Genomic DNA, 23661 nt, shown 5'->3' with positions numbered 1-23661 from the left:
TCTCTTCGAGGGGCATGACCCATGATGTGGCTCTACGCTTGGCTCCAGCATGCAATCGCTGCCCAGCGCGAGATCTACCTGGCGCTGGCGGCCAGGATTGCCGACTTCGCGCAGACCGGCGACTGGCAGCCGCTGCTCGTCTATCTGCCGATGGGCATTGTCTTCGGCGCCATTCATGCCGCGACGCCCGGCCACAGCAAGGCGCTGCTGGCCACCTATCTGACAGGCTCATCCGCGTCGCTGCGACAGGCAATGCTCACCACATGGGTCCTGTCGCTGGTGCATATAAGCACGGCCGTGCTGATTGCCCTGCTGGCCCTGCCGCTGGTGTCGGTGACGCTGGGTAGCGTCGGCAGGGCTCCGGCACTGGAACAGGCGAGCCGTGGCCTGCTCGGCCTGATCGGCCTGTGGATGCTGTGGCAAGCCTTGCGGGGGACACACGGCCATGGCCATCGCGAAGGAACGGCGATGGGGTTCATGGCGGGGCTGATCCCATGTCCGTTGACACTTTTCGTGATGACCTTCGCCATCACGCGCGGGGTGCCGCAGGCAGGGATCGCGTTTGCGGCAACGATGCTGATCGGCGTCGGCCTCACCCTGTCGGCGGTGGCCTTCGCGGCGGTGTTCTTCCGCCAGCACGTGCTCGGCGCCCTCGCGCGCTGGCCGCGCCTGATCGACTGGTTCGGCCGTTCCATCCAGGCAGCGGCAGGTCTCGTCATTCTCGTCGTGGCGGCCAATGCCGTCCGGGCCTGATCGTGTCTTGACTCGGCCCCGCATCGGGCGAATGATCCTGCCCATGGGGATTGCGATCTCCCCACGAGGCTCAGGCCCAAGCATCGCGTCCAGAAACCCGTGAAACGGAAGGACGCGTCATGCCATCTCCAACCACCATCTCCACCGACAAGCTCGCTCGCCTGATCGGCACGCCGCACTGCCCGGCGCTGATCGATGTGCGCAATGACGAGGATTTCGCTCTCGATCCCCGGCTCGTGCCAGGTTCGATCAGGCGATCTCATCGGGACGTCCAGACATGGTACCCCACGATCACCCGGCCCTCGGCGGTGGTGATCTGCCAGGCCGGCAGGAAACTGAGCGAAGGCAGCGCCTCATGGCTGCGGCAGCTGGGCACCCCCGCCGAGTCGCTCGAAGGCGGTATCGAGGCCTGGTTTGCTTCCGGTCTGCCGGCCGTGCCCGCCGCCAGGCTGCCGCCTCGTGATACGGCGGGCCGCACCGTCTGGGTGACACGGGCGCGCCCGAAGATCGACCGCATCGCCTGTCCCTGGCTGATCCGCCGCTTCGTCGATCCGCACGCGGCCTTCCTGTTCGTCGCGCCGCAGGAAGTGGCGGGCGTCGCCGACAGGTTCGACGCCACCCCGTTCGACGTCGAGAACGTCTTCTGGAGCCATCGCGGCGAGACCTGCACCTTCGACACCATGGTCGAGGAGTTCGGCCTCGGCACTGAACCGCTGCTGCGGCTCGCCGCCATCGTGCGCGGCGCCGACACCGCCCGTCTCGACCTGGCGCCGGAAGCCGCCGGGCTGCTTGCTGCTTCGCTCGGCCTGTCGCGCATGCATTCCGACGATCTCGCCCAGCTTGAAGCGGGCATGACGCTCTACGACGCCTTCTACCGCTGGTGCCGCGACGCCACCGACGAGAGCCATAATTGGCCAAGCGCCAGACCGGGAGCTGCGTCATGACCGCCGCCGCTCCCGACGCACGTCTCGCCGACCGTCCGGCGGCGCACGGCATAGGCTTCGCCGAGGCGGTGAAGGTCTGGGCCAGGATCGCCGCGCTGAGCTTCGGCGGTCCCGCCGGGCAGATCGCGGTCATGCACCGCATCCTGGTCGAGGAAAAACGCTGGATCGGCGAGACGAGGTTCCTGCACGCGCTGAACTACTGCATGCTTCTGCCCGGCCCCGAAGCACAGCAACTCGCCATCTATATCGGCTGGCTGCTGCACAGGACGAAGGGCGGCCTCGTTGCCGGCATCCTCTTCGTGCTGCCCGGCTTCGTCGCCATCATGGCGCTGAGCTGGATATACGCGATCTTCGGCAATGCCGGGCTCGTGCAGTCGCTGTTCCTCGGCCTCAAGGCCGCCGTGCTGGCCATCGTGCTGGAAGCCGTTATGCGCATCGGCAGGCGAGCACTGCGCAACGCCGTCATGATTGCACTGGCCGCCGCCGCCTTCATCGCCATCTTCGTCTTCCGGGTGCCGTTCCCGCTGATCGTGATCGCTGCGGCGCTCATCGGATACGTCGGCGGCCGTGCCGGCTGGGCCGCCTTCGCGGCTGCCGGCGGTCACGGCAAGATGGGAGCGCATGAGGTCGCCGATGCCGATACCGCGCTTGGCGAAGACATTCCGGCGCATGCCCTTCATGCCGGCAGGTCGTCGCTGAAGATGGCGGCTATCCTGCTCATGCTGTGGCTGGCGCCGGTGGCGGTCCTGCTTTCGCTCTACGGGCAGGCGAACGTCTTTTCACAGATCGCCGTCTTCTTCTCCAAGATGGCGGTGGTCACCTTCGGTGGTGCCTATGCCGTGCTCGCCTATGTCGCCCAGCAGGCGGTCGACACCTACGGCTGGCTGAAGCCAGGCGAGATGCTGGACGGGCTGGGCATGGCCGAGACCACGCCCGGCCCGCTGATCATGGTCACCCAGTTCGTCGGCTTCATGGGGGCGTTCCGCGCGCCGGGCGCCATGCATCCCCTGCTTGCCGGCACGCTGGGCGGACTGCTCACCACCTGGGTGACGTTCACGCCCTGCTTCCTGTGGATTTTCCTCGGCGCGCCCTACATCGAGGCGCTGCGCTCTAACAGGGCGCTGTCGGCAGCGCTGGCCACGATCACTGCCGCCGTGGTCGGGGTGATCCTCAACCTCGCCGTCTGGTTCGCCTTGCACGTGCTGTTCGGCGAGGTCCGGGAGATCCATGCCCTGGGCGCGACCCTCGATGTCCCGGTGCTGGCCAGCGTGAAGCTGGCAGCACTTGCCCTGGCGATCGTCGCCCTGCTGGCCGTGTTCCGCTTCCGGATCGGCATGCTCTGGGTGCTGGCGGGATGTTCGCTGCTCGGCGTGCTCTACGGGCTGGCGGCCGGCACAATCTGATTTACTTCGTTTCGGGATTGCGCTGTCGAGCGCAATCCCGAAACGGTAGATCAATAATACTCCAGCCTGGGGTACCATTTGTCGCCGCGGCCTTCGGGCGTGAGATCGAGGGCCGACCACAGCGGCGCGAAATCCGGGCCGCCGCGCGGATCCTTGCCGGCATCGGCCATTTCGCCGGTCATCTCGCCCTTCCAGAACAGCCGCACGCCGCCATCACCGGATTTCTGGAACACGGCCAGCACCGGATATTCCCAGCCCTTGGCCGGATCGAGGCCGCGGAAATCGAGGGCATAGTCGTCGCCGACCGTCTGGTGGAATTGCAGATGCTGCCAGCCGCGTTCCCGGGCGAACGCCACCTGCCGTTCCACCGGACTGCGCCCGAGAATGGCCAGCGCCACGCGCTGCTTCAGGTCGTTGGCGTTGGCGTTCAACGGACCGAGCAGGTTGGTGCACATCGGGCAGGGCCGCTCGCGCTCGGGTCCGTACATCCAGAAATAGGTGACCAGCGTCTGCTTGTCGCCGAACAGGTCGCCGAGGCCGACCTCCGTGCCGTTCACATCCTTGAAGCGATAATCCTTCTCGATGGCCGGGCCCGGCGGCAGCTTTCGCCGCTGCTCGGCGACGCGGTCGATATGCCGCTGCAGTTCGATCTCCTGCGCCAGCAATTCCTGCCGGGCCTGCGCATAGGCTTCGCTTTCTCCGGGGCGGGGTCTGCGTTTTGTCGCCAGTTCGCTTGATGAGGTGGACATGCTGCTGAACCTCCCAGGGTCGTTCGTTGCATGCGGAAGCGCTGACCCGGCTGCGGGCGGCCAGCACCGCTATCTTACGCTTGAAAACGTGCCCGGCACGCCCGGCGTTCCAACACTCCTGCCCGTTCTTGCCAGCGAACGGTTCGAAGGCAAGATTGGGTGCGTCCTTCGAGGCTCGCCCCGCAAAGGGCCGGGCTGTGCTTTCAGTCGATGTGCGGGCGAGCACCTCAGGATGAGGGGCGCTGGGTGAAACGGCGCTCAATCTCTGAGACGTTCCAGAATTCTCGCCCGCGAGGCACAGCGCCTCAGGATGAGGGGCGTTGGGTGAACGGCGCTCAATCTCCAGGACGTTCCGGATTCTCGCCCGAAAGGCACAGCGATCCTCATCCTGAGGTGCTCGCGAAGCGAGCCTCGAAGGACGCACCATGTATGAGGACGTGCCGGCAACGGTCGCCACGCTGCAAGGGCGGGGCCGCTATCCGCCCGCCAACCGCGGCAGCAGGAAGATCTCCGCCCCTTCCGGCAGCTTCTTCGACCAGGTGTCGCGGTAGATGGTGCCGTCGATGGCGACCGCGATGCCGCGGTTGATGAACGGCTCGATGGCCGGGTACTGTTCGGCAAGTTTGCGGAACAGTTCCCGGATGTCCTTGGCCTCGATGTCGAGCTTGTCCTTGCCTCCGGCGACAGCGGCGAGCGATCCCCAGAGCGTGACGGCGACCATCAGGCTTTCCGTTCGACCTCGAGCGCCGCCAGGATGCGCGGCGGCGACATCGGGATATGCGTCATGCGCACGCCTACGGCGTTCGAGACCGCATTGGCGATCGCCGCCAGCGGCGGCACGATCGAGGTCTCGCCGACGCCGCGCACGCCGTAGGGGTGGTTGGGATTGGGGATCTCGAGGATCTGCGTGTCGATCATCGGCAGGTCCGAACAGACCGGGATGCGGTAGTCGAGGAAGCCGGCATTCTGCAGCCGACCGTCCTTGCCGTAGATATACTCCTCGTTGAGCGCCCAGCCGATGCCTTGCGCCGCCCCGCCCTGGTACTGGCCCTCGACATAGGTCGGGTGCACCGCCTTGCCGGCATCCTGCACCACGGTGTAGCGCAGCACCCGGGTCGCCCCGGTCTCGGGGTCGACCTCGATGTCGCAGATATGGGTGGCGAAGGAGACGCCGGCGCCGTCGGCGACCAGCTCGCTATGGCCGGCGATCGGCCCGCCGGTGGTGCCGGACTGGGCGGCGATCTCCTTCAGCGACAGCGGCGACAGGTTGCCGTATTTCTCGCCTCTGGCCAGCGCATGGCCCTTTTCCCAGACGACGTCGTCGGCGGGGATGTCCCACATCTGCGCGGCACGTTCGCGCAGGATCAGGATAGCGTTGCGGGCCGCCGAGATCGTCGCCATCGAGGAGGAGAAGGTGCCGCGGCTGCCGTCGGTCATGTCGTTGTAGCCGAGGCTCGACGTGTCGGCGACGATCGCCTTGACCTGGCCATAGTCGATGCCGAGCTCTTCCGCCGCCACCAGCGACAGCGAGGCGCGCGAACCGCCGACGTCGACGGTGCCGACGGCCAGCGAAACCGAGCCGTCCATGCCGATGTTGAGGTCGACGCAGGTCTGGCCGCCGAAGTTGAACCAGAAGCCGCAGGCCATGCCGCGGCCCTGGTTCTTTTTGAGCGGCGCCTGCATGTGCGGATGTTTCTTCACCGCTTCCAGCGTCGGGCCGATGCCGATCGGGCCGTAGACCGGGCCGTAGGAGGCGCGCGTGCCTTCCTGCGCCGCGTTCCTGATGCGGAAGTCGACCGCATCCATGCCGACCTTGCCGGCCAGTTCGTCGATGCTGCTTTCCACCGCGAACGCCGCCATCGGCGCCGACGGCGCGCGATAGGCCGCGGTCTTCGGCCGGTTGACCAGCACCTCGAAGCCGACCGTCCTGACATTGTCCAGCCGGTAGCAGGCAAACGCCGTCATGGCGCCGACCTCGGCCCACCCGCCGGCATAGGGGCCACAGCTGTAGCGCAATGTCGCTTCCGCCGCCGTGATGGTGCCGTCCTTGCGCGCGCCGATACGGACGTCGATCGAGGTGGCGCTGGTCGGGCCCGATGCCCGGAACACCTCGTCGCGCGTCATCACCAGCTTCACCGGCCGGCCGGCCTTGCGCGACAGCGCCAGCGCGACCGGTTCGGCCCAGACATGGGTCTTGCCGCCGAAGCCGCCGCCGATCTCCGAGGAGGTGACGCGCAGTTTCGAGGCTTCCATGCCGAGCAGCTGGGCGCAGTGCTGGCGGTAGACGAAAGGCCCCTGGGTGCAGACCCACAGTTCCGCCATGCCGTCGGCGCTGACGCTCGCCACGCAGGCATGCGGCTCGATATAGCCCTGGTGCGTTTGCTCGGTCCTGAACGAGCGTTCGACGATGAAATCGGCCTCACCGAAACCCTTGTGCACGTCGCCATGGCCGAATTGCGTGCGCTTGACGACGTTGGACGGCTTGACCGGCTTTTCAACCAGGCCCTCGGTGAAGATGGCGTCGTCGATCAGCGGTGCACCGTGCTGGAACGCCTCGTCGACATCGGTGACATGCGGCAGCACCTCGTAGTCGACTGAGATCAGCTTCAGCGCCTGCCGCGCCGTGCGGGCGTCGATCGCCGCCACCGCTGCCACGGCATGGCCGTCATAGAGTGCCTTCCTGCGCGCCATGCAGTTGTCGAGGATGTCGTAGAGGGCGCTGTCGCCATTTGTGAGGTCCGGCAGGTCGGCCGCGGTGATCACCGCCTTGACGCCGGGAAGCGCCTCGGCCTTCGACGTGTCGATGCCGCGGATGACGGCATGGGCGTGCGGGCTGCGCAGCACGCGGCCGACCAGCTGGCCGGCCATGTTGAAGTCGGCGCCGTAGCGGGCGCGGCCGGTCACCTTGTCGATGCCGTCGGGACGGATCGGGCGCGTGCCGACGGCGCTGAAGCTGCGGTTGGTCAGACGTGGATCGAAATTCATCGCCTCAGCCCCTCATCACGCTGGCGGCGTCCTGGACGGCGCGCACGATCTTGTCATAGCCGGTGCAGCGGCACAGGTTCCCGGCCAGCCCGAAGCGGATCTCCTCCTCGGTCGGGTCCGGGTTCTTGGCCAGCAGGTCCTTGGCCGCGATCAGGAAGCCCGGCGTGCAGATGCCGCATTGCAGGGCGGCATGTTCGAGGAACTTCTGCTGCAGCGGGTGCAGCGTGTCGCCATGCGCCATGCCTTCGATGGTCTCGACGCGCCGCCCTTCCGCCTCCGCGCCCAGCACCAGGCACGAGCAGACCAGCCGGTCGTCGACAATGACGCTGCAGGCGCCGCAGTCGCCGGTGCCGCAGCCTTCCTTGGCGCCGGTCAGGCCGAGCCGGTCGCGCAGCACGTCCAGCAGCGTTTCGTCCGGCTGGCAGAGATATTCGACGGCATCGCCGTTGATCGTCGTGGAAACCGCAATGCCGGCCATCATTTGCCTCCTGCACGTTCATAAGCGGTGGTGGCGACGCGTCTCGCCAGCACGCCCGCGACTTTCCGCCTGAATTCGATGGTGCCGCGCTTGTCGTCGATCGGGCGGCAGGCACCCGCGCAGACCTTGGCCAGCCGCTCCAGCGTCGCCTCGTCCAGCTTCGAGCCGACCAGCACTTCGGCCGCTTCCTCGACCAGCAGCACCGTTGGGGCTGCCGCGCCCAGCGCAACACGCGCCGTCCGGATCACGCCGGTCTCGTCGAGCGTCAGGTTGACGCCGGCGCTGACCACCGCAATGTCCATTTCGGTGCGCGGGATGAAACGCAGATAGGCATCGCCCGAACGCGGTGCTCTGTTGTCGAGCAGGATCGCCTCGATGATCTCGCCCTTGGCGAGCGAGGTCCGGCCCGGCGCGGTCGGCACGCTTTCGACGGCAACCGTGCGCTTGCCCGACGGTCCGGCCACCACGGCCCTGGCGCCGGCGGCGACCAGCGCCGGCACCGAATCGGCGGCCGGCGAGGCGTTGCAGAGATTGCCGACGATGGTGCAGCGGCCCTGCACCTGTTTGGATCCGATCAGCTTCGCCGCCTCGACGACGCCCGGCCAGGCCTTCTTCAGCACCTTGTTTTCGCCCAGCACCGCGCAGGGCACGGCGGCGCCGATGCTGAAGCCTTCCGCAATTTCCCGGATTTCGCTCAAACCCGCGATCGCCTTGATGTCGACGATCAGGTCGGGTTCGACGAACCCGCCTTTCATCCTCACCAGGAGGTCGCTGCCTCCCGCCAGGATGGCGGCCGTGCCGGATGCGCCGACCAGCTGGCCAACGGCATCCTCGATCGTAAGCGGACGTATGTAGCGCATCGTCTCCCCTTCACATGTTGCGCACAGTTATAGAGGCTCCTCCGGCAATGGTCATCCGGGAATGGGTGCTGAATGTGTGGGCCAGGGCGAGAGGGGCGTGCGGCTGCTGCTGCGGGGCGGTCGGCCTGAAGGGCGCGGCGCCTCTGTCTCCCCCTTTGCGGGGGGTGAAGGCCTGGTTCGCCGCGGGCGAATTGAAAGGTCCAGTGGACCTTTCAAAAGGCACGAACGCCTGAGGCCATAGCCGAAGGCCGGGTAGCGATTTCAGCATCTTAGACGAGTACGCCCGCAGGGCGGCGCAGGCTAAGTGCTAGAAATCGCAAGAGAGGGGATATGCCGGCACAGCGTGGGCGAGGAGCTTCTCGAAAGCCGAGCTTCGAACAAAGGGAAGGTATCCCAGAAATATCAGCCCCTCAGCTGAAAATCCCCTCTCTTGGATTTTCTACGACTTAGACTGTGCCGCCCTGTGGGCGTGCTCGCTAAGATCGTGAAAATCCTTTCTCCCCCGCAAGGGGGGAGATAGAGACGCCGCGCCTTACAGCATTTCTGCACGGCTCACGAATTGCCGACGCCTGCCATCCTGTCCACCGGCGGCAGAAGGCCGAGCAGGCGCACCAGTTCGCGCTGGTTCTCGGTGCCGGTCTTGTGCAGGATGCTGGCGATCTGGGTGCGCAGCGTGTTGTCCGAGACCTTGTGTTCGGCGGCGTAGCGGGCCAGCGAATGCCCGCCTGCCAGCGCCAGCGCCAGCCGCGCTTCCGCCGTCGTCAGCGGGAACAATTGCTGCAGGGCGGTGGCGTCGAGTGTCGTTGCGGCGCTTTCGGACCTGAAGGTGACCAGCACATGTCCCGGCTGGCCGCCGAAACGCACCGGCAAAGGTGTCGTCAGCGCGAACACCCGCGTGCCATCCCTGGCGGTCAGGATCAAGGCGTCGCCGGTGCCGCCGGCGGCAGTGGCACCGATCGAGGTGGCGAGTTGCCGGGACTGGCCCGGATTGCGTGCCTGCAGCCCCTGTCGCGTTGTCAATGTGACGATGCCGCCTGCTTCCAGGGCCTCGGCCGCGCGGTTCGCGAACAGCACATGGCCGGCGGCGTCGCAGATCACGCAGCCGAAGGCGAAGGCCTCGAGTGCGGCAAGCCCCGCATTGATATCCAGGCCGCCCGACAGGCGCCGGCGAAGCTGCATCGCCCTCTTCAGGTGCGGCACCATGCCCTGCAGCCGGGCGACGTCGTTTCCGTCGAAATCCGTGCTGCCCCGGCTGCGATGAACGCCGACCTGGAGCAAAAGGTTGGGGCCGATGGCGATGCCCGGCGCTCCCATCGCCCGGACCGTGTCATGCACCTGCATGAAGTCGGTGTAGAATTCCGTCCGTTCCAGGTCCTGTTCGGCGATGAGGTCGCTGAAGCGGGAGATGTTGCCCGGATGGCGGGCCATGGCGATCGGGATGCAGGGGTTGATGCGGCGATAATAGGCGGCATAGTCCTGCAGCGCCTTGTCCGGAAGATTGAAGGTTGCCACTTCCTCGAAGCTGTTGCCGCGCTCCAGGCTGACCGCGGCGCTGCTGCCCTGGCCGACCGCCATCACGATTTCGGCCAGCCCCCGAAGCCCCTGCGGGTCGAGTGCCGCATCGTAGAGATCCGAAACGACCGCGGGCTCTATGGGCCTGCGGAGCAACCCCTTTGGAACAACGCCCATGTTACTGCCGCCCCCCGGCGGAGATACAAACTCAACGTATCTGGCGTGAAAAATAGCAGAATTCTGAATCTTTAGCCACATCATTGATTCAAATGATGCGGATGTATCGACTGCGGGCGTAGTCTTCATTCAGTGAAAAAAGGCGACGGGGCAGAATAAAACTTGACAAACCAAGTCAAGACAGAGGCGGGTTTTTGAGTTTTGCTTTGGGGCTTATTTTAGGATGAGCTAATATGGAAGTATCGCCGCCGATCCGGCAAGGATCGGCGCCGCTGCTTCTGTGTTTTCCGCCGCCGACAATTTCTGTGATGCGACAGAAATCTGGAGGCTGGTGCCATGACGCAGGAAAGCATTCCGACGAGGGATACCTCGACGACCGATCCGGTCGTGACCGGAGCGACCGACCCTACGATCCCTGAAGAGACGACCGAGGGAACCTCTTCCGTCACCCCGTCGCAACAGCTCTGGGTCACGCTTGACCAGTCGGATGCCGACTATGCGCCCGGCGAGACGGTGGGCATCACCGCCTCCAATGTCTCCACCGGCGGCTCGTTGGAATTCTCCGTCGGCCATGTCAGCGCCGGTGCCGATGGCATTCTCGGCACCGCCGACGATGTGATCAGCGGCGACCTCACCGGCACCGGCACGCCTTGGGTCGTCACCGATGGTGGCGCCGGTGACCTCGACGGTCTGGTCAACGGCGCCATCCAGACCTCATGGTACGTCAATGCCGACGCGCTCAACCAGGCTTTCGTGCTCTCGGCGATCGACCAGGCCAGCGGCCAGGTCGCGACCGCCAGCTTCACCGATGCCGCGCCGCCGGATGCTTCAGGCGCCGCGGCCGACCTGACCAAGGACCTGTCGGCGGTTCCGGGCGGCGATCCGACCCACAACATCGGCGGCGCGCTGTTCCAGGTCTACCACGTCAAATCCGACTTCGGGCAATCGGCCGGCACCGGCACCTTCGATACCTTTGTCCAGGTCCAGGGCCCGAACAATCCGCCCACGGAGCAGGGATACAATTACGACCGCTCCGGCACCTACGGCGATGTGCTCAGCCCGCAATATAATGAAAACACCAGCGGCGAGCACAATACGGCGCTTCTGCTCAGCGAGATTCCCATCGTCACCATCAATGGCGTCAACTATCGGGAATTCCTGCTCGACTCCAATGAAGCGACCGGTGCCAACAAGGAGTTCATCTCGCTCGACAGCCTGCAGATCTTCCAGGAGACCTCCGGCACGCTGGGTGTCGGTCACGTGTCGCCGGGCGCGAACACGCCATTCACCCCAGGCAGCGGCTTCGGCGTCGCCGGCGAGCATCTCGTCTACAACATGGATGCCAGCGGCAACGTCTGGGTGGCGATGAATTCGACCCTGTCCTCGGGCAGCGGCGACAGCGACATCCGTGTGCTGGTTCCGGACAGCGCCTTCCTCCACGATGCCGCCCACCAATACATCTATGTCTACTCCGCCTTTGGTTTCCAGGGCGGCGACTGGCAGACCAATTCCGGCTTCGAGGAATGGGGCACGAACCCTGCCGCGCTGATCACCTTCGACATCTCCGGCAAGAAATACACCGATGCCAACGGCGATGGCCTGGTGGTGGGCGACGTCGGCCTCGGCGGCATCACCATCTACATCGAAAAGGACGGCATTGCCGGCCTGACCGCAGGCGACAAGTCGACCGTGACCGCGGCGGACGGTAGCTGGTCGTTCACCGGGCTCGATTCCAGCTATGACGGCATGAAGGTCTTCGAAGTCCTGCCCAACGGCTATGTGCAGACGCTGGGCCAGGCCGGCTACACCATCGATGGAATTTCCGGCCAGGACCAGACCGGGCTGAATTTTGCGAATTTCGAGAAGTTCGACATTTCGGGCAAGAAATTCACCGACGCCAACGGCGACGGCCAGACCGTCGGCGACGTCGGCCTCGGCGGCGTGACGATCTTCATCGACAAGAACGGCGACGGGCTGAACAATGACGGCGCCGCCAACCAGACAGTGACGGCGGCAGATGGCACATGGTCCTTTACCGGGCTCGACGCCAGCTATGCCGGCAAGACCGTCTATGAGGTTCTGCCGAACGGCTATGTGCAGACGCTTGGCCAGGCCGGCTATCAGATCGTCGGCACCTCGGGCAACGACCAGACGGGTCTGAACTTCGCGAACTTCGAGAAGTTCGACATTTCGGGCAAGAAGTTCACCGACGCCAATGGCGACGGCCAGACGGCGGGCGATGTCGGCCTCGGCGGTGTCACCATCTTCATCGACAAGAACGGCGACGGCCTCAACAATGACGGCGCCGCCAACCAGACGGTGACCGCAGCCGACGGCACCTGGTCCTTCACCGGGCTCGATGCCAGCTATGCCGGCAAGACCGTCTATGAAGTGCTGCCCAACGGCTACGTCCAGACGCTTGGGCAAGCCGGCTATCAGATCGTCGGCACCTCGGGCAACGACCAGACCGGCATGAACTTCGCGAACTTCGAGAAGTTCGACATTTCGGGCAAGAAGTTCACCGACGCCAACGGCGATGGCCAGACCGTCGGCGACGTTGGCCTCGGCGGTGTCACCATCTTCATCGACAAGAACGGCGACGGCCTCAACAATGACGGTGCCGCCAACCAGACGGTGACCGCAGCCGATGGCACATGGTCCTTCACCGGGCTCGATGCCAGCTATGCCGGCAAGACCGTCTATGAAGTGCTGCCCAACGGCTACGTCCAGACGCTTGGGCAAGCCGGCTATCAGATCGTCGGCACCTCGGGCAACGACCAGACCGGCATGAATTTTGCGAACTTCGAGAAGTTCGACATTTCGGGCAAGAAGTTCACCGACGCCAACGGCGATGGCCAGACCGTCGGCGACGTTGGCCTCGGCGGTGTGACGATCTTCATCGACAAGAATGGCGACGGGCTGAACAATGATGGCGCCGCCAACCAGACGGTGACGGCGGCCGACGGCACCTGGTCCTTTACAGGGCTCGATGCCAGCTATGCCGGCAAGACCGTCTATGAGGTGCTGCCGAACGGCTACGTCCAGACGCTTGGCCAGGCCGGCTATCAGATCGTCGGCACGTCCGGTCATGATCAGACGGGTCTGGACTTTGCAAACTTCGCGAAGTTCGGCATCTCCGGCACCAAGTTCACCGACGCCAATGGCGACGGCCAGACTGTCGGTGACGTCGGCCTCGGTGGCGTCACCATCTTCATCGACAAGAACGGCGATGGCCTCAACAATGACGGCGCCGCCAACCAGACGTTGACGGCGGCGGACGGCACATGGTCCTTCACCGGGCTCGATGCCAGCTATGCCGGCAAGACCGTCTATGAAGTGCTGCCCAACGGCTACGTCCAGACGCTTGGGCAAGCCGGCTATCAGATCGTCGGCACCTCCGGCAGCGACCAGACCGGTCTGAACTTCGCCAATTTCGAGAAGTTCGACATCTCCGGCACCAAGTTCACCGACACCAATGGCGACGGCCAGACCGCAGGCGACGTTGGCCTCGGCGGCGTCACCATCTTCATCGACAAGAACGGCGACGGGCTGAACAATGACGGCGCCGCCAACCAGACTGTGACGGCGGCCGATGGCACCTGGTCCTTCACCGGGCTCGATGCCAGCTATGCCGGTAAGACCGTCTATGAAGTGCTGCCGAACGGCTATGTGCAGACGCTTGGGCAAGCCGGCTATCAGATCGTCGGAACGTCCGGTCATGACCAGACCGGCCTGGACTTTGCAAACTTCGCGAAGTTCGGCATCTCCGGCACCAAGTTCACCGACGCCAATGGCGACGGCCAGACCGTCGGTGACGTCGGCCTTGGCGGCGTCACCATCTTCATCGACAAGAACGGCGATGGCCTCAACAATGATGGCGCCGCCAACCAGACGGTGACGGCGGCCGATGGCACCTGGTCCTTCACCGGGCTCGATGCCAGCTATGCCGGCAAGACCGTCTATGAAGTGCTGCCGAACGGCTATATCCAGACACTCGGGCAGGCTGGTTACGTCATCACGGGCACGTCCGGTCAGAACCAGACCGGCTTGAACTTCGCCAACTTCGAGAAGTTCGACATTTCCGGCACCAAGTTCACCGATGCCAACGGTGATGGCCAGACGGCAGGCGATGTCGGCCTCGGCGGCGTCACCATCTTCATCGACAAGAACGGCGACGGCCTCAACAATGACGGTGCCGCCAATCAGACGGTGACCGCAGCCGATGGCACATGGTCCTTTACAGGGCTCGACGCCAGCTATGCCGGCAAGACTGTCTATGAAGTGCTGCCCAATGGTTACGTCCAGACGCTCGGCCAGGCCGGCTACCAGATCGTTGGAACATCCGGCAACGACCAGACCGGGCTGAACTTCGCGAACTTCGAGAAGTTCGACATCTCCGGCACCAAGTTCACCGATGCCAATGGCGATGGTCAGACGGCCGGTGATGCCGGCCTCGGTGGTGTCACCATCTTCATCGACAAGAATGGCGATGGCCTCAACAATGACGGTGCTGCCAACCAGACGGTGACGGCAGCGGACGGCACATGGTCGTTCACGGGGCTCGATGCCAGCTATGCCGGCAAGAAGGTCTATGAGGTTCTTCCCAACGGCTATGTGCAGACGCTTGGGCAAGCCGGCTACACGATCGTCGGCACCTCCGGCAACGATCAGACCGGTCTGAACTTCGCCAATTTCGAGAAGTTCGACATCTCGGGAAAGAAGTTCCTCGACGCCAATGGCGATGGTCAGACGGCGGGTGATGCCGGCCTCGGCGGTGTCACCATCTTCATCGACAAGAATGGTGATGGGCTGAACAATGACGGCGCCGCCAACCAGACAGTGACGGCGGCAGATGGCACATGGTCGTTCACCGGGCTCGACGCCAGCTATGCCGGCAAGACCGTCTATGAAGTACTGCCCAACGGTTATGTCCAGACACTCGGCCAGGCCGGCTATCAGATCGTCGGCACCTCCGGCAACGACCAGACCGGGCTGAACTTCGCCAATTTCGAGAAGTTCGACATTTCGGGCAAGAAGTTCCTCGACGCCAATGGCGATGGCCTGACCACCGGCGACGCCGGCCTCGGCGGCATCACCATCTACATCGAGAAGGACGGCATTGCCGGCCTCACCGCGGGCGACGTCTCGACGGTGACGGCGGCCGATGGCACCTGGTCGTTCCAGAACCTCGACGCCAGCTATGCCGGCAAGAAGGTCTATGAGGTTCTACCCAACGGTTATGTGCAGTCGCTCGGCCAGGCCGGCTACACGATCGTCGGCACCTCAGGCAACGACCAGACCGGCATGAACTTCGCCAATTTCGTGCCCGGCTCCATCCATGGCTTCAAGTTCAACGACATGGATGCCAACGGCAAGTTCGACGGCACCGATGTCGCCATGGCGGGTATCACCATCCAGCTCAAGGGGGATGTCGACGGCAACGGCACGATCGACACCCTGACCACCACGACCGATGCCAACGGTTTCTTCGCCTTCGTCAACCTGCATCCGGGTACCTACACGATCAGCGAGCTGTTCACCGACGGCAACAGCTGGGCGGCGACCGTCGACCACAACAATGACGGTGTCGGCGATGCCACCACCACGGTGACCATCACCAGCGGACAGGAGCTGGTCGCGGTCAAGGGTGAAGCCGGACAGCTCGACCCGCTGCACAGCGAGGTCGTGGTCGGCAACACGCTGACCTTCGGCAACCACGAGCTCGGCGCGGTCGGGCTGACACCGGGCTTCTGGTACAACCATCTTTACGTCTGGGATGCGCCGATCATCGGCGCCGACACCAGCAATGGCGGCGTCGACGGCAAGGGCGTTTCGCTGGCTTCCAAGCTCGCCGCGGCCGGCACAATCGAGAAGGCGGACATCGCCAGCCTGCTGCCCGGCAATGTCGACGTCGACAAGGACAACCACAAGGACCTGATCGTCACCGGCTCGAACGGCAAGACCCTGGTCATCGAGTGGGATGACGCCCGCGAGATCGTCGGCGCTTCCAACGGCACCGGTGGCGACAAGCTGGGCGACTTCGCCCGTTATGCCATCACCACGCTGCTCAACGATGTCGGCGTGCCCGACTTCAACGCGCCGAACGGTGTGCTGACCGACATCGCCGACTGGTGCTGAAGAATGGCGGCGTGACGCAGAAGGACACCAATGGCGATGGCTCGATCACCGCCGCCGACGGCTATGTCCTCAACTACAACAACGCCATCGAACCGGGCAAGGACGGCTTCACCACCAGCGTCAAGGCCAACAGCGCGGCCTGGCAGACCGCGGTCGGCGGTGTGCCGTCCGGCAGCTCCATCTTTGCCGCGATGAACGCTCTGACCGACAGCACGACGCAGAACATGGTGGTGTCGCAGAACCAGTCCCATGTCGTCATGGCGACCGATCTCGGCGACCATTTCGGGCTGCTCGGCGTGACGCTGAATTCACCCGACGGCTACCTGCAGCTGCACGCGTGATGCGCCATGACGCGTGCGGGCACCGATCGGGAGCGGGGAACTGGCCCCGCTCCCTTGCGGCGTCTCCCGGCGCGGGCCGGGAAGCCGGTCGAAACCAGACGAAAGTCCAGAGGTAACGCGTAACGGTGGGGGCCAGACATGCTGACAGAGCCGAAATCCAGTGAACTGCGCGACGTGCTTCGCCGCTGCCGGCGCTACTTCGCCACCGCGCTCGCCTTCAGCCTCGCCATCAACCTGCTTTATCTCGCCGGCCCGCTCTACATGCTGCAGGTCTACGACCGGGTCATCTCGAGCGGCAGCCATGTCACGCTGGTGATGCTGACCATCGTCTTGATGTTCGCGCTCGCCTGCTTCGCCGGCCTCGACTTCGTGCGGGCGCGCGTGCTGACCAGGGCGAGCGTGCGGCTCGACCGCGAGATGGCGGGGCGCCTGCTCACCGCCACCATGGCCTCGTCGGCCAGGGGCGTGCCGGCGAGCAGCCAGACGCTGCGCGATTTCGACACCTACCGCCAGTTCATGACCGGGCCCGGCATCCACGCCGTGTTCGACCTGCCCTGGGCGCCGATCTACATCCTCGTCATCTTCCTGATGAGCCCGCTGCTCGGCTGGTTCTCGCTCGCCTCGGCGGTCACGCTGGTGGCGCTTGCCGTCTACGGGCAATGGCGCGTGCAGCGCCCGATGGCGGAATCGGCCGATCTCGCCTCCCGCAACTACGCCTTCGCCGACATGAGCCTGCACAATGCCGAGGTGGTGCGCGCCATGGGCATGATGCCCGGCCTGCTGACGCGCTGGAACATCGACCGCGACCGCGTCATCGAGCGCCAGGTCACCGCCAGCGACCGCGCCGCCACCAACCAGAGCCTCATCCGCTTCCTGCGCCTTGCCATGCAGTCGCTGATCCTCGGGCTCGGCGCCTATCTGGTCATCGAACGGCTGCAGACCATCGGCGTCATGTTCGCCGCCTCGATCCTGCTCGGCCGCGCGCTGCAGCCGGTCGAGCAGATCGTCGGCGCCTGGCGCAACATGATCGCGGCGCGCAACGCCCGCCAGCGCATCGAGATGCTGCTTGCCACCAATCCCGCCGCCGCGCCGGCGCTGGCGCTGCCGCGGCCGGAAGGACGGCTGTCGGTCGAGGGCCTGGTCTACGGCCTGCCGCGCAACCCGATCCTGCGCGGCGTCTCGCTCAGCCTCGCCGCCGGCGAAGTGCTCGGCATCATCGGCCCGTCGGGCGCCGGCAAGTCGACGCTGGCGCGCCAGATCGTCGGCGTGCTCGCCCCCATCGCCGGCACGGTGCGGCTCGACGGCGCCGATGTCTCGACCTGGCCGCGCGAGGAGCTCGGCCCGCATCTCGGCTACCTGCCGCAGGACATCGAGCTGTTCGCCGACACGGTCGCCGCCAACATCGCCCGCTTCCGCGACGACGGCGAGGACAATGACGTCATCGCGGCGGCGCGGCTGGCCGGCGTGCACGACATCATCCTGCGCCTGCCCAAGGGTTATGAAACCAATGTCGGCGCCGGCGGCGCCGTGCTGTCGGGCGGCGTGCGCCAGCGCATCGCGCTTGCCCGCGCCGTCTACGGCAACCCGGCCATCCTGGTGCTGGACGAACCGAGCTCCAATCTCGATTCCGAAGGCGACACCGCGCTGCTGGCCTGCATTGCCGCCTGCAAGCAGCGCGGCACCACGGTGATCATCATCTCGCACCGGCCCAACACCTTCGCCGTGGTCGACAAGCTGCTCGTCATGAAGGACGGCGCGGTCGAGCTGTTCGGGCCGAAGAACGAGGTGATCGGCCAGCTCACCCGCCTGGCAACGGTCAGGCCGGAAGCCGAGCCGGCGGCCCCGGCCGGCGCCCAGGGCGCCACGATGGCGAGGGCGGCACAATGAAGATCGATGTCCGCAACAAGACGCGCATGGGTGCCAAGCCTGCCGCCGACACCCCGGCCGCCAGCGATTCCATGCGCACGGCCGCGATCGCCGGCTGGGCGATCATCGCCACCTTCTTCGGCGGCTTCGGCGCCTGGGCGGTGACCGCGCCGCTCAACGGCGCCGTGGTCGCCAACGGCTATGTCCGCGTCGAGGGCAACCGCAAGTCGATCCAGCATCTCGATGGCGGCATCGTCAAGCAGCTCAACGTGCGCGAAGGCGACCGCGTCAGCGAAGGCGACGTGCTGATCCGGCTCGACGACAGCCAGGCGCGCGCCGAATACAATGTGCTCGACCAGCAGCTTCTGGTGCTGAGGGCGACCGAGGAGCGGCTGAAGGCCGAGCTGGCCGACGCCTCGGGCCTGACCATGCCGGACGACCTGAAACAGGCGGCGCGCGACAACCCGAATGTCGAGGGCATCTGGCGCAGCCAGATCCACCAGTTCGACAGCCGCCTTGCCCTGCTTGCCGGGCAGCGCGCCGTCATCAAGGAGAAGATCGCGCAGCTGGAGGCGCAGATCACCGGCTCGGAAGCCGAAGCCAAGGCCTTTCGCCAGCAATATGCCTCCGTGCAGGCGGAGCGCGAGAGCCTGACCGGCTTGTTGAAGCAGGGCCTGATCTCCAAGTCGCGCTACCTGCAGCTGGAACGCAGCGGCACCGGGCTGGAAGGCCAGGCCGCCGAGACGGCCGCCAACATCGCCAGGGCCCGGCAGGCGATCGCCGAGCAGTTGCAGCAGATGGCCGGGCTCGACAACGAGCGCATGACGGAAGTGTCGAAGGACCTGCGCGACACCCAGGCCAAGCTGCTCGAGGTCATCCCCAAGCTCACCAATGCGAAGGCCGTGCTCAGCCGCATCGACATCCGCTCGCCCTATTCGGGCGAGGTCGTCGGGCTGACCGCCTTTTCGGTCGGCGGCGTCATCATGCGCGGCGAGAAGATCATGGACATCGTGCCGGACCGCGATTCCCTCATCATCGACGCCCAGATCGCCGTCGAGGACATCGCCAGCGTGCATCCCGACATGACCGCCAATGTCCACCTCACCGCCTACAAGCAGCGCATCACCCCGGTGGTGCACGGCACGGTGATCCAGGTCTCGGCCGACCGGCTGATCGATAAACGCAACGACGCCCCTTATTACGTCGCGCTGGTGCGCATCGACGAAAAGGAACTGACCGGGTTGCCTGAGGTGCATCTCTACCCCGGCATGCCGACCACGGTGATGATCGAAACCGTGCAGCGCACCGCGCTCGACTATCTCGTCGGCCCGCTGGCCATGCAGTTCGAGAAGGGGTTCCGGCAGAAGTAGCGAAGGCGTAGCGCCGAGGGCTATGGCCGAAGGCCGGGCGCGGCGCCTCTCTCTCCCCCCTTGCGGGGGAGAAAGGATTTTCACGATCTTAGCGAGCACGCCCTTTAGGGCGGCGCAGTCTAAGTCGTAGAAAATCCAAGAGAGGGGATTTGCAGCTGAGGGCTTTGCAAATGAGCGAAGCCGGCGAAAGCCCGTCCCCGGCATTCCCTTCGCAATCTGACGCATCCCCATCGCACCGTGTTGACACGGCCGCCATGCCGCCACAGACAGGGCCGCGGCATGGAGGGAGATCATGAAGAGACTGATCGCGGCGGCGCTGCTGGCTGCCATTGTCACCGGCACGGCGGCGGCCGAGCCGCAATTCGCGGACTATCCGGTCAAGACCCACCTGAAGGGCAAGCCGGTGCTGCCGAAATTCACCGGCGACACCGCGCAGTTCCGCACGCGCATCCGCAACGGCATGAAGGAAGGCCCGAATTTCGCCGGCCACTTCAGCCTGATCGAGATCGGCTGCGGCGGCTCCTGCATCTTCACCTTCCTCATCGACGCCCGCACCGGCAAGGTGATGGATTTTACGCTCGGCGGCGAGGAATTTTACCAGCTGCAGCTGAAATACCGGCTCGACAGCACCTTGCTGCAGGCCGACTGGATGGACACCAGCGTCGGCAGCTACGACACCTGCATCCGCCGTTTCTACGACATCTCCTCGGGAACCCCGAAGCAGGTTTCGCAGGAAAGCCGCAAGATCGAACAGTCCGGCTATTGCGGGGAGTGAGGGCCGGGCTTGTAGGCATCGTGCGGCCGTCTCGCCACGAACCGCTGCAAAGGCTCAGGGCCGCGCCGCGAATTGTGCCTGATAGGCCGCCTGGATCACCCTCTGGTCGCAGGAGGCGACACGGTCCCGCTGGCCGATCCTGGCTGATGGGTCCTTGGGCACGATCGTCGGAAAATTATTGCTCGAGAACATCTTCGGACCGTAGTGCATGAGCGAGCCGTAGCAGTAGCTCCCGGCATCGACATAGGCCCACGGCTTCGGCGTGAAGAACTTCAGATATCCGCTCATGATGTTGGCGGTCTTGATCGTCACGAACTTGTCCTGGTCGCTGCGCATCTGCTCATGCCCCAGCCCCAGCGCGTGGCCGATCTCGTGCGCCATGTTGCCCGCGTCGCAATTGTCGCCCATGTAGATCAGCTGCCGCCTGCCGAGGAAGCCGACCTCGGAGGAACAGTTGTCGGCGTTGTTCGCGTGCACGAACTCGACATAGGCGCGCGTGCCCGCCACAGCGGAGACGAACTGGATCTTCGTCGTGCTGGTCCACATCGCCATGGCGGCATCCAGGCGCTTCTTGCCGTCGGCATCGACATTGGCATTGATGCGGTAGGCGACGATGCCCTTGGGCCAGACGCGGCCCGCTATGTCGAAGAGGCCGAAGAGCTGGAAAGCGTCGACGCTCGCCAGCGTCAGCTTCTGTGTTTTCCGGGCCTCGTCCTCCTGCATCTTCTGCAGCTGGAACAGCTCCTGCGCCCCGCCGATGATCATGTCGCCCTCGAGAACGGCATATCCATCCGTGGTGATCGCATAGGGCACCTCGACATCCGACCCGTTGACGTCGATCGAGACGGAACCGGGCGCGCCGAGCAGCTGCTCCGGCCGTTCCACCGCGGCCGGCTTGCCTTCGGCCCACGCCGTGGACGGCAGGCCCAACGTCGCCAGCAACGTCGTCGCCAGCAGGGTCGTTGCCAGAAAGGTCGGGGCGACGCGGCCGGCGCCGTTCCGGCACGGTTGCGTTGCGAAGCGCTTGCGCGGCGGCAGCGCTTCAGCGCCAGGCGGGCGTGATGTCATTGATCTCCCCCATGGAGAACTGGACCGTTGCGCCGGATAGCTCGTGCAGCGTCACCTGGAAGTCCTTCGATTCGCAGGTCGCCGACTTCACCAGCCCGCCGGGGTCGGCGAAGTTGATCGTCGTCGTTCCGGGCTTCGCGTCGCGTTCGTCGAAGGCCGGGATGACCTTCAGGATCCTGAGATTGCCTATGTCGGGCGCAGCCTTGCAGAACTGGTCGGGCTTCAGCTCGGGCTTCAGCTGTCCGAAGCGGAGCTCGCGCTCGCCATTCGCCTTCCTGACGTCGACGACATCGTGCTGCAGCGCCAGGGCCTTGACCATGTTGAGGACACGGCCCTCCTGCACCGAGCCGGTCAATGCCGGTTCGATGTCGGAGCCGGCAAGCAGCCGGGCCTTGATCTGGGCCCCCGTATAGCTCGGCCGCACCGCCTTGATCAGCGCCGCCGTATAGGACACCTGCGGTGCGCTGAACGACGTGCCGTTCACCGTTTCGCCGAAGAAGGCGCTTTGGTCCTTGTCGTAGGAAAGCGTCGCGACGCCGCAGCCGGGCGCGGCGATGTCGACGAAATCCGAACTCCAGTTGGAGAAGCCCGACAGCTTCCTGTCGCCGTCGATGGAGGCGACGGTCATGATGTTGAATGCCTCGCCGCCGCCATGCCGGCCCGGAAAAAGCGGGATCGTGTCGAGCGATTTGTGGTCGTTTCCCGCCGCCACGATGAACAGCGTCTGCGACAGCGGGTCGAGCTTGGCGCGAAGCTCGTCGATGGGTTTTTCCCGGCCGAAGGAGAGGGTGACGATGCTGTCCGCCGAATATTTGATGGCATCGAAAATCCGGTCGCGATCGACCGTATGGACGACGACGTCCGCCTTTCCGTCGACGATGGTGATGGAGCCGTCGGGGCGCAGCGCCAGCGTCGTGGATTCGGTGAATGCCCTGAAGGCACGGACCTTCATCCGGTACCCGATCGACCGGGCCAGCTTGGCGAAGTCGCTGGTGCCCAGCGCCAGCGCGGCGACATTGGTGCCGTGCATGGCATCGGGCAGCAGTTTCGGCGGTTCCAGCTCCGCTTCGCTGGGAGAACTGGCCAGGCTCGCCGGGGAGCTTTGATCGACGCTCTTGAGCAGGGCCGGGTGCGCGGGAAGTTCGGTCGGCTTGAAGATGCCGCTGTCGACGAACACCATTTCCGGCGCCACCGTTGCCGACTGCTGGTCGGCCTGTTTCCAGTTCTCTTCCAGAAGCTGCCGGGCGCCGGCAAGCACGGTGCTCATCCTGGCGGCGTCTTCGGGAACGCATTTGTCGGCGAGCCGCTTGAAGAAGCGAAAATCGGTCGTCTCCATGACGTCCGTCACCGGGGTCCCGAGCTTTTTGGTGAAGGCTTCCGGCGACAGCGAGGCGAGTTTGGTGCTCTCGGCCGGATCGCGCAGCGGCAGCACATATTCCTGCGGGGTCTGGTCCGGCACCAGCACGATCTCTCCCGGCTTCAGCTGATCGGCGGAGCCGATGCGCGGGTTCGCGCGCTGGAACATGTCGACGAAGCTCGTGTCCGGGTCCGCGCTGATCGCCAGGCCCGTCTCGGCGAACAGCTTGCCGGAGCTGTCGAACTTCGCGCCCACCCCTAGCGTGTCCAGGATGTTGCGCCTGACGAGATGGTTGTTCGGGCCGAGCGGGAAGGCGCCGACGACCTGTTTGGTCGAGATGGAGTCGGAGGTGACGTCGCTGATGTCGCGATCCCACATCGCGACAACCTGGGCGTCGTTCAGCGGCGGCGCATAATTGTCGGGCGGGACGTCGAGCGCATATTTCGGGGCGAAATCCGCGCCGATCGTTCCGGTCTTGTAATAGCCCCACACCGTGTCGCCCGGCTGCACGTTGCGGGCCAGGAGCGAAGTCGTCTGCTTCGGTGGGCAGGGCGGCATCAGGATGTTCTGGCCGGCCGCGATCTGCGTTGCATAGTCGAAGGCGCTGTTCTTGTTGGCCGCCTGTACGGCAACGATGAAGGCCGGCGGCGCGGTGGCGCAGATGCTCTGGACGATGTTCTGGATCGTACGCGGCCTGTCGGAATTGACGGTCGTCAGCTTGCCGTTCTCGCCGATGAACTGCGCGGTCTCCCTGGTCAGCTCGCCGGGCTTGATCCGCAGCACCAGCACCTTCTCGTCCGCCGCTGCCGGGCCTGCCAGGCCGAGGCTGATGGCGAGGACGAAACCGGCTGCCTTGCTGTCGAACATCGCCTCGAACCCCGTGCG

At 65.2% G+C, this 23661-nt stretch carries 16 protein-coding genes; 8 read left to right on the top strand and 8 right to left on the bottom strand.

From position 1 onward, the window contains the following. Positions 1–21 precede the first annotated feature (21 nt). From C1M53_RS07060 to chrA, 3 genes are all read left to right on the top strand, one after another. Positions 22–753: an ABC transporter permease gene (locus C1M53_RS07060; protein ID WP_245488471.1), complete on the top strand. Its 732-nt coding sequence runs from the start codon at positions 22–24 to the stop codon at positions 751–753. 119 nt (positions 754–872) lie between these two features. Then, a complete protein-coding gene (locus C1M53_RS07055) occupies positions 873–1697 on the top strand; it encodes a sulfurtransferase/chromate resistance protein (RefSeq protein WP_129411589.1) in 825 nt (274 codons plus the stop codon). Then, positions 1694–3100 (top strand): chromate efflux transporter, encoded by a 1407-nt coding sequence (gene chrA, locus C1M53_RS07050; protein ID WP_129411588.1) that lies wholly within the window; start codon positions 1694–1696, stop codon positions 3098–3100. Before C1M53_RS07055 ends, chrA begins: the two co-directional genes overlap by 4 nt. 50 nt (positions 3101–3150) lie before the next feature. On the opposite strand, the gene C1M53_RS07045 is transcribed toward chrA, so the two are convergent. The 6 genes from C1M53_RS07045 to C1M53_RS07020 all read right to left on the bottom strand — a co-directional run bounded on the left by C1M53_RS07045 (position 3151) and on the right by C1M53_RS07020 (position 9861). After that, positions 3151–3849, bottom strand: a complete 699-nt coding sequence (locus C1M53_RS07045; RefSeq protein ID WP_129411587.1) for a DUF899 family protein — start codon at positions 3847–3849, stop codon at positions 3151–3153. A gap of 475 nt (positions 3850–4324) precedes the next feature. Beyond that, on the bottom strand, positions 4325–4570 hold the full coding sequence (locus C1M53_RS07040) for a MoaD/ThiS family protein (RefSeq protein WP_129411586.1): 246 nt from the start codon (positions 4568–4570) through the stop codon (positions 4325–4327). Next, positions 4570–6834 carry a xanthine dehydrogenase family protein molybdopterin-binding subunit gene (locus tag C1M53_RS07035; protein ID WP_129411585.1) on the bottom strand — a complete coding sequence of 755 codons (2265 nt, stop codon included), beginning with the start codon at positions 6832–6834 and terminating at the stop codon, positions 4570–4572. Before C1M53_RS07035 ends, C1M53_RS07040 begins: the two co-directional genes overlap by 1 nt. 4 nt (positions 6835–6838) lie before the next feature. Then, positions 6839–7312, bottom strand: a complete 474-nt coding sequence (locus tag C1M53_RS07030; protein WP_129416061.1) for a (2Fe-2S)-binding protein — start codon at positions 7310–7312, stop codon at positions 6839–6841. Further along, complete coding sequence (locus tag C1M53_RS07025; RefSeq protein WP_129411584.1) at positions 7312–8172, bottom strand: xanthine dehydrogenase family protein subunit M; 861 nt, start codon at positions 8170–8172, stop codon at positions 7312–7314. Before C1M53_RS07025 ends, C1M53_RS07030 begins: the two co-directional genes overlap by 1 nt. Before the next feature lie 552 nt (positions 8173–8724). Further along, on the bottom strand, positions 8725–9861 hold the full coding sequence (locus C1M53_RS07020; RefSeq protein WP_129411583.1) for a hypothetical protein: 1137 nt from the start codon (positions 9859–9861) through the stop codon (positions 8725–8727). Between the two features lie 336 nt (positions 9862–10197). On the opposite strand from C1M53_RS07020, the gene C1M53_RS07015 reads away from it, so the two are divergent. The 5 genes from C1M53_RS07015 (at position 10198) to C1M53_RS06995 (ending at position 20351) form a co-directional block, all read left to right on the top strand. Further along, positions 10198–15999: an SdrD B-like domain-containing protein gene (locus C1M53_RS07015; protein ID WP_129411582.1), complete on the top strand. Its 5802-nt coding sequence runs from the start codon at positions 10198–10200 to the stop codon at positions 15997–15999. An 11-nt stretch (positions 16000–16010) separates the two neighbouring features. Then, positions 16011–16340, top strand: a complete 330-nt coding sequence (locus C1M53_RS07010) for a hypothetical protein (protein ID WP_129411581.1) — start codon at positions 16011–16013, stop codon at positions 16338–16340. 138 nt (positions 16341–16478) lie between these two features. Continuing rightward, positions 16479–18227, top strand: coding sequence for a type I secretion system permease/ATPase (locus C1M53_RS07005; RefSeq protein WP_129411580.1), 1749 nt, complete (start codon positions 16479–16481; stop codon positions 18225–18227). Continuing rightward, the gene (locus tag C1M53_RS07000; RefSeq protein ID WP_129411579.1) at positions 18224–19576 is read left to right on the top strand and encodes an HlyD family type I secretion periplasmic adaptor subunit; all 1353 of its coding nucleotides are present in this window, start codon (positions 18224–18226) and stop codon (positions 19574–19576) included. Before C1M53_RS07005 ends, C1M53_RS07000 begins: the two co-directional genes overlap by 4 nt. Before the next feature lie 292 nt (positions 19577–19868). Continuing rightward, a complete protein-coding gene (locus C1M53_RS06995; protein ID WP_129411578.1) occupies positions 19869–20351 on the top strand; it encodes a hypothetical protein in 483 nt (160 codons plus the stop codon). A 54-nt stretch (positions 20352–20405) separates the two neighbouring features. Here the strand turns inward: C1M53_RS06995 and C1M53_RS06990 are convergent, their stop codons facing one another. After that, the gene (locus C1M53_RS06990; protein WP_129411577.1) at positions 20406–21419 is read right to left on the bottom strand and encodes a M12 family metallopeptidase; all 1014 of its coding nucleotides are present in this window, start codon (positions 21417–21419) and stop codon (positions 20406–20408) included. After that, complete coding sequence (locus tag C1M53_RS06985; protein ID WP_129411576.1) at positions 21394–23643, bottom strand: S8 family serine peptidase; 2250 nt, start codon at positions 23641–23643, stop codon at positions 21394–21396. The genes C1M53_RS06990 and C1M53_RS06985 overlap by 26 nt, the downstream gene beginning before the upstream one ends. Positions 23644–23661: the final 18 nt, after the last annotated feature.

The organism is Mesorhizobium sp. Pch-S, assembly GCF_004136315.1.
Lineage (GTDB): Bacteria > Pseudomonadota > Alphaproteobacteria > Rhizobiales > Rhizobiaceae > Mesorhizobium.
Note: the sequence above shows the minus strand (reverse complement) of the source record. Positions and strands in the feature narration are given on the sequence as shown.